Origin of the sequence: Nocardiopsis sp. TNDT3 (genome assembly GCF_003427465.1) — a bacterium.
In the GTDB taxonomy this organism is placed as follows: domain Bacteria; phylum Actinomycetota; class Actinomycetes; order Streptosporangiales; family Streptosporangiaceae; genus Nocardiopsis; species Nocardiopsis dassonvillei.
In genome coordinates, this window is record NZ_QPFC01000241.1 from 1 (window position 1) to 5,858 (window position 5,858).

At 71.7% G+C, this 5,858-nt stretch carries 6 protein-coding genes and 2 tRNA genes; all 8 read left to right on the forward strand.

The annotated features are described in order from the left end of the window. Nucleotides 1-129 precede the first annotated feature (129 nt). The 8 genes from DQW06_RS06585 (at nucleotide 130) to DQW06_RS06620 (ending at nucleotide 5,829) form a co-directional block, all read left to right on the forward strand. The gene (locus DQW06_RS06585) at nucleotides 130-2,160 is read left to right on the forward strand and encodes an ATP-binding protein (protein WP_013156088.1); all 2,031 of its coding nucleotides are present in this window, start codon (nucleotides 130-132) and stop codon (nucleotides 2,158-2,160) included. A gap of 162 nt (nucleotides 2,161-2,322) precedes the next feature. Beyond that, nucleotides 2,323-2,398, forward strand: a tRNA-Thr gene (locus DQW06_RS06590). Between the two features lie 102 nt (nucleotides 2,399-2,500). After that, nucleotides 2,501-2,576, forward strand: a tRNA-Met gene (locus DQW06_RS06595). A 79-nt stretch (nucleotides 2,577-2,655) separates the two neighbouring features. Further along, nucleotides 2,656-2,820 (forward strand): 50S ribosomal protein L33, encoded by a 165-nt coding sequence (rpmG, locus tag DQW06_RS06600; RefSeq protein WP_013156089.1) that lies wholly within the window; start codon nucleotides 2,656-2,658, stop codon nucleotides 2,818-2,820. Nucleotides 2,821-2,966: 146 nt separating this feature from the next. Next, nucleotides 2,967-3,416 (forward strand): MaoC family dehydratase N-terminal domain-containing protein, encoded by a 450-nt coding sequence (locus DQW06_RS06605; RefSeq protein ID WP_013156090.1) that lies wholly within the window; start codon nucleotides 2,967-2,969, stop codon nucleotides 3,414-3,416. Further along, on the forward strand, nucleotides 3,413-3,841 hold the full coding sequence (locus tag DQW06_RS06610) for a MaoC family dehydratase (protein ID WP_013156091.1): 429 nt from the start codon (nucleotides 3,413-3,415) through the stop codon (nucleotides 3,839-3,841). The genes DQW06_RS06605 and DQW06_RS06610 overlap by 4 nt, the downstream gene beginning before the upstream one ends. Before the next feature lie 2 nt (nucleotides 3,842-3,843). Then, complete coding sequence (locus tag DQW06_RS06615; protein WP_013156092.1) at nucleotides 3,844-4,908, forward strand: UDP-N-acetylmuramate dehydrogenase; 1,065 nt, start codon at nucleotides 3,844-3,846, stop codon at nucleotides 4,906-4,908. Nucleotides 4,909-5,235: 327 nt separating this feature from the next. Continuing rightward, nucleotides 5,236-5,829, forward strand: a complete 594-nt coding sequence (locus DQW06_RS06620; RefSeq protein WP_013156093.1) for a TMEM165/GDT1 family protein — start codon at nucleotides 5,236-5,238, stop codon at nucleotides 5,827-5,829. The last annotated feature ends 29 nt before the right edge of the window (nucleotides 5,830-5,858 follow it).

The following is a 5,858-nucleotide window of genomic DNA, read 5'->3' on the forward strand; positions in this document are numbered from 1 at the left end:
GAGGGGGGCCGCGCCGGGGGAGGAGGCCAGTCGGCCCCTCCCGCGGCGGAGACCGGCGTTCGGCGAGTGCTTCCTCCCGTCCTGTCCTAGTCTGCTTGTGCGGAGACGACACGTGAACGGGGTGACGAAGTGACTCGGGTACCCGAGACGTTCGAGGGTGGGACGGCGCTCCTGGACGCTCTGGCGCGCTCCGGACTGCCCCGGGAGGTCAGCTCCTGGGTCAGCGCGGCCCTGTGGGGAGAGGACGCCCTGGAGGCCCGCCTGAGGGGTGAACGGGTCCCCGAGCCGGAACCCGCCGCCGAGCCGCCCGCGGGCAGGGTCCGGCGGACCTACCTCACGGGGATCAGGGTCCAGGGCTTCCGGGGCATCGGCCGCCCCGCCGAGCTCACCTTCGACGCCGGTCCCGGGCTCACCGTGATCGTCGGGCGCAACGGCTCGGGCAAGTCCAGCTTCGCCGAGGCCGCGGAGGCGGCCCTCACCGGCCGCAACCCCCGGTGGGACTCCATGCCCACGGGCTGGCGCGACGGCTGGCGCAACCTCCACTACGACGAGCGCACCGAGGCGACCGTGGACGTGCGCGTCGCCGGGGACGAGGGCTCCACCCGCATCAGCCGCAGGTGGACGGGCGAGAGCGTCCGCTCCGCGCGCGGCGAGGTCGTCCACCCCGACGGCGAGGTCTCCCCCCTCAGGACCATGGACTGGGGCGACAACCTCGTGCGCTACCGCCCGTTCCTGTCCTACGACGAACTCGGCCGCACGGTCACCGGGCGTTCGGCCGAGCTGTACGACACGCTCACCGGCCTGCTCGGGCTCAGCGGCCTGGCGGAGGCCGAGCGGCGCCTGGCCAAGGTGTGCGACGGGCTCGCCAAGCGCCGCGACCGGCCCTCGCGGGAGCTGCGGTACCTGCTCGACGCGCTCCGGGCCTCCGACGACCCCAGGGCCGTGCAGGCCGTCCAGCTGCTCACCGCCTCCTACTTCGACATGGACGCCCTGCGCAGGCTCGCCTCCGACACCGGGCCCAGCGACCCCGAGCTGCACACGGTCCTGCGCCGCCTGCGGCGGCTGGCCGTGCCCGAGCGGACGCTGATGTCCGACGTGGTCAACGAGCTGCGGGGCGCGTCCATGGAGCTGGCCATGGCCGCGGGCAGCAAGGGCGACCGCGCGCACGGGGTGGTCAGGCTCCTGGAACAGGCCCTCGAACACCACCAGCGCCACCCCTCCGAGACCGAGTGCCCCACGTGCTCCGCGCCGCTGGGCGCCGACTGGGTGCGCCGGGCCAACGCCCAGCTGCGCGCCCTCAAGCCCCAGGCGGCCGTCGTCTCGGCCGCCTACGAGCGCGCCGACGCGGCCAGGGACCAGGCCCGCTTCCTGATGTCCCCGGCGCCGGGCTGGCTGCCGCCGGAGAGCGAGCTGGGCCAGGTGTGGTCGCTGTGGGAGTCCGGCGCGGACATCGAGGACCTGGCCGAGCTGGCCGAGCACATCGAGGCGGTCGGCCGCAGGCTGAGGGCGGCCGCGGTGAGCGCCCGCCGGGACGCGAGCGAGCGGCTGGAGGACCCGACCGGCGGCTGGTCGGAGCTGGCCGAGCAGCTCTCGGGGTGGCTGGACGACGCCCAGGACGCCCTCACCGCGCGCGAGGTCCTCAACGGGGCCGAGGCCGCGCTGAACTGGCTGTCGGAGCAGGCGAGGATCCTGCGCGAGGAGCGGCTGGGCCCGGTCGCGGCGCAGGCCGAGCAGGTCTGGTACCGGTTGCGCCAGGAACGCCACATCGACCTCCAGGGCATGCGGCTGATCGGCCGGGGCGCCCGGCGCCGGGTCGAGGTGGACGTGTCGGTCGACGGCGTCGGCGACCAGACCAGCGCGCCCGGGCTCCTGAGCCAGGGCGAGTTCCAGGCGCTGGCGCTGTCCATCTGCCTGCCGCGCACCCTGGTGGAGGGCAACCCCTTCGGCTTCCTGGTCCTGGACGACCCGGTCCAGGCGATGGACACCGAGACCGTGGAGGGCCTGTCCGCGGTGCTGGCGGAGGTGGGCAGGCACCGGCAGCTGATCGTGTTCACCCACGACACCCGCCTGTCCGACGCCCTGCGCCGACTGGGCCTGCCCGCCGACATCCGCACGATCAACCGGGACGCGATGTCCAACGTGTGGGTCGAGGCGGTCTGAGTCACAGTCGCGGCGCCGAAACCGCCGTGAACAGGGGTTTCGGCGTCCGGGCGCGGTGCGGGGGCATTCGATTTGGCAGACCACCCCCGGATCCCTGTATAGTCATGACCAGCGCAAGGGGGCAACACCCCCGGGGCGGACGAGAGAAAGCCTCACCAGCGCGCCCCTTTAGCTCAGTCGGCAGAGCGTCTCCATGGTAAGGAGAAGGTCTACGGTTCGATTCCGTAAAGGGGCTCCACCACTTGACGGGGTACGGTCCACTCAGGTGGGTGGCCGGAGGGAGCATTCGCCGGCCTGCACCGGGTCACAGCCCTGGTAGGGTTGTGGTCCCGTTGATCGGGGCGGGGTAGCTCAGTCGGTAGAGCAAGCGGCTCATAATCGCTGTGTCGTCGGTTCAAGTCCGGCCCCCGCTACCAACCCGCTGACCCCTGAGCCCACATCTCAGGGGTCGTCGCGGGCGTTTACTACTGTTTCCAGCGAGAAAGGCACTCCGAAGTGGCTGCCACCGACGTGAGGCCGAAGATCACCCTGGCCTGCCAGGAGTGCAATCACCGGAACTACATCACCCGCAAGAACCGTCGGAACACCCCCGACCGTCTCGCGATCAAGAAGTTCTGCCCGAACTGCCGCAAGCACAACGAGCACCGCGAGACCCGTTAGGTCCCGCGCGAGCGCCCCTGTCGAGCGCGATCGTCTCCGCCGCGACGTCGCAGAGGCAGTTCTCGAAGGCTTCCAGCCCGGTGAGCGATCCGCTCACCGGGCTGTTCGCGTGTCCGGGCCCCTTCACGACAGGAGCAGGAGAGAGCGTGGCGATCAACCCTGACTACCTCGGCCGGGAGTACCCCGCGCCGGAGGCCTACGAGGTCACCCGGGGCAAGATCCGGGAGTTCGCCGAGGCGGTCAACGACCCCAACCCGGTCTACACCGACCAGGCCTCGGCCCGGGCGGCCGGACACCCCGACGTGGTCGCCCCGCCCACCTTCCCGGTCATCCTGGGGATGGCGGGCTCGGCCCAGGCCATCGCCGACCCCGACCTCGGCCTGGACTTCTCCCGGGTCGTGCACGGCGACCAGAGCTTCCGCTACAGCCGTCCGCTGCACGCCGGGGACGTCCTCAGCAGCGTCACCCGCATCACGGCCATCCGGGCCCTGGGCGGCAACGAGCTGATCACCCTGGAGACCGCGGCACACGACGCCGACGGCGAGCACGTGGTCACCGCCACGATGATGCTGGTCGCGCGAGGAGGAGAGGCATGAGCAGGCTGCGCCACGCCGACGTCGAGGTCGGCACCGAGCTGCCCGAGCGCACCTTCCCGGTCCGCCGCCTGGACCTGGTCCGCTACGCGGGCGCCTCGGGCGACTTCAACCCGATCCACTGGAACGAGCGCTTCGCCAAGTCGGTCGGACTGCCCGACGTCATCGCGCACGGCATGTTCACCATGGCCGAGGCCGCGCGGGTGATCACCGACTGGGCGGGCGACCCCGGCTGCGTCGTCGACTACTCGGTGCGCTTCTCCGCGCCCGTGGTGGTCCCCGACGACGACGAGGGCGCCGAGATCACCGTCGGCGGCAAGGTCAAGACCAAGAACGACGACGGCACCGTCACGGTGCTGCTGACCGCGCGGTCGGGCGGCGCCAAGGTCCTGGTGCAGTCCAAGGCCACCGTGCGCCTGGCGAGGTAGACGTGACCGCACTCTCCGAGTACACCACCCTGCGTCTGGGCGGCCCGGCGCGGACCTTCCTGGTCGCGGGCACCACCGACGAACTGGTCGCCGCCGTGACCCGGGCCGACGCCGCCGGCGAGCCCGTCCTCGTCCTGGGCGGCGGCAGCAACCTCGTGGTCTCCGACGACGGGTTCCCCGGAACGGTGGTCCTCGTGGACTCCAAGGGCGTCTCCTTCGAGGAGGCGGGCACCGACGACGAGGGCGAACCGGTCGTGCTGCTGCGCGCCGACGCGGGCGTGGAGTGGGACCCGCTGGTGGAGCGCGTCGTGGCCGAGGGCCTCAGCGGGCTGGAGTTCCTGTCGGGCATCCCCGGCCGGGTCGGCTCCACGCCCATCCAGAACGTGGGCGCCTACGGCCAGGACGTCAGCCAGACCATCCGCGAGGTGCTCGTCCACGACCGGCGCACCGGCGAGCGGCGCCGGATGACCAACGCCGAGTGCGGCTTCAGCTACCGCGACAGCGTCTTCAAGGGCGACGACCGCCACGTGGTGTGCGAGGTGGTCTTCGCGCTGCGCCGCTCCAAGCTCAGCCGTCCGGTCGCCTACGCCGAGGTGGCCCGCACCCTGGGGGCCGAGGCGGGCACCCGGGTGCCGCTGGAGCGGGCGCGCGAGACCGTCCTGGGGCTGCGCAGGGGCAAGGGCATGGTCCTGGACCCCGCCGACCCCGACACCCGCAGCGCCGGGTCGTTCTTCACCAACCCGGTGGTCACCGCCGAGGAGTTCGCGGCCGTGCGCGAACGGGCGGCCGCCCGCCTGGGCGCCGACGTACAGGTGCCCGGCCACCCCGACGCACGGGGGAACGTCAAGCTCTCCGCGGCCTGGCTGATCGACCGCGCCGGGTTCACCAAGGGGTACGGCGACGGCCCCGCGCGCATCTCCGGCAAGCACAGCCTGGCCCTGACCAACCCCGGCGGCGCCACCACGAAGGACCTGCTGGAGCTGGCCCGCGAGGTGCGGGCGGGAGTGGAGGAGGCCTTCGGGGTCCGCCTGGTCAACGAGCCGGTGATGGTCGGCGTCTCCCTCTGAACCGGTGCCCCGCGCCCCGGCCCCAGCCGCGCCCAATTTCGAAGTTGGGCGCGGCAAACTTGTTTTTCAGGGCAGGCTGATAAATCAATTCAGTAAAGCCATGAATTGCATTCCCCTTCTGTTCTGCCATAAAGTCGGAGGCGTCGAAGGGGAGTAGTCCCCAATGCGTGCGATCGACACACTGGCCGCCCTGCGGCCCGGTCGTACGAGCCCGGCCAGGCCAGACGCGCCGAGCCAGGAGCGGACGAGACCTTTGACCCGGAAAAGACCGGGTTGAAGTGGTGTCCGCCTCCTTCTGCCCAGACAGCATCGGACGGAAGGGGAAACATGACGGGGTTCGCCGCCGGGCTGGCATTCAGCGCCTTCGCCATCTTCATCGCCGAAATGGGCGACAAGACCCAACTCGTGGCCATGTCCCTGGCCACCCGCTACCGGGCCCTCACGGTCATCCTCGGCATCACCGCCGCCACCGCCGTCGTGCACGCGGGCAGCGTCCTGCTGGCCGAGGTCCTGGGCGCCGCGCTCCCCACCGACTGGCTCACCCTCGCCGCCGGTGTCGCGTTCCTGTTCTTCGGCGCGTGGACCCTGCGCGGCGACGAGATGAGCGACAAGGACGAGGCCCGCGCGGCCTCCCGGCGCATCCGCTCCGCGTTCGCGACCGTCTTCGTCGTCTTCCTCGTCGCCGAACTCGGCGACAAGACCATGCTCGCCACGATCACCGTCGGCACCCAGCACCACTGGCTGCCCGTGTGGATCGGCTCCACCGTGGGCATGGTCGCGGCCGACGCCATCGCCATCGCGCTGGGCGCCGTGCTCGGCAAGAAGCTGCCCGAGCGCGCCATCCAGATCGGCGCGGCCACCCTGTTCTTCGTCGCGGGCGTCGCCATGCTGGGCCAGGGAGCCTGGATGCTCCTCGCCTGAGCCCTGAGCCCTGAGCCCTGAGCCCTGAG

Coding starts and splice junctions, on each gene's coding strand:
- DQW06_RS06610 (WP_013156091.1), top strand. CDS start 3,413: ATGAGCAGGCTGCGCCACGCCGACGTCGAGGTCGGCACCGAGCTGCCC.
- DQW06_RS06620 (WP_013156093.1), top strand. CDS start 5,236: ATGACGGGGTTCGCCGCCGGGCTGGCATTCAGCGCCTTCGCCATCTTC.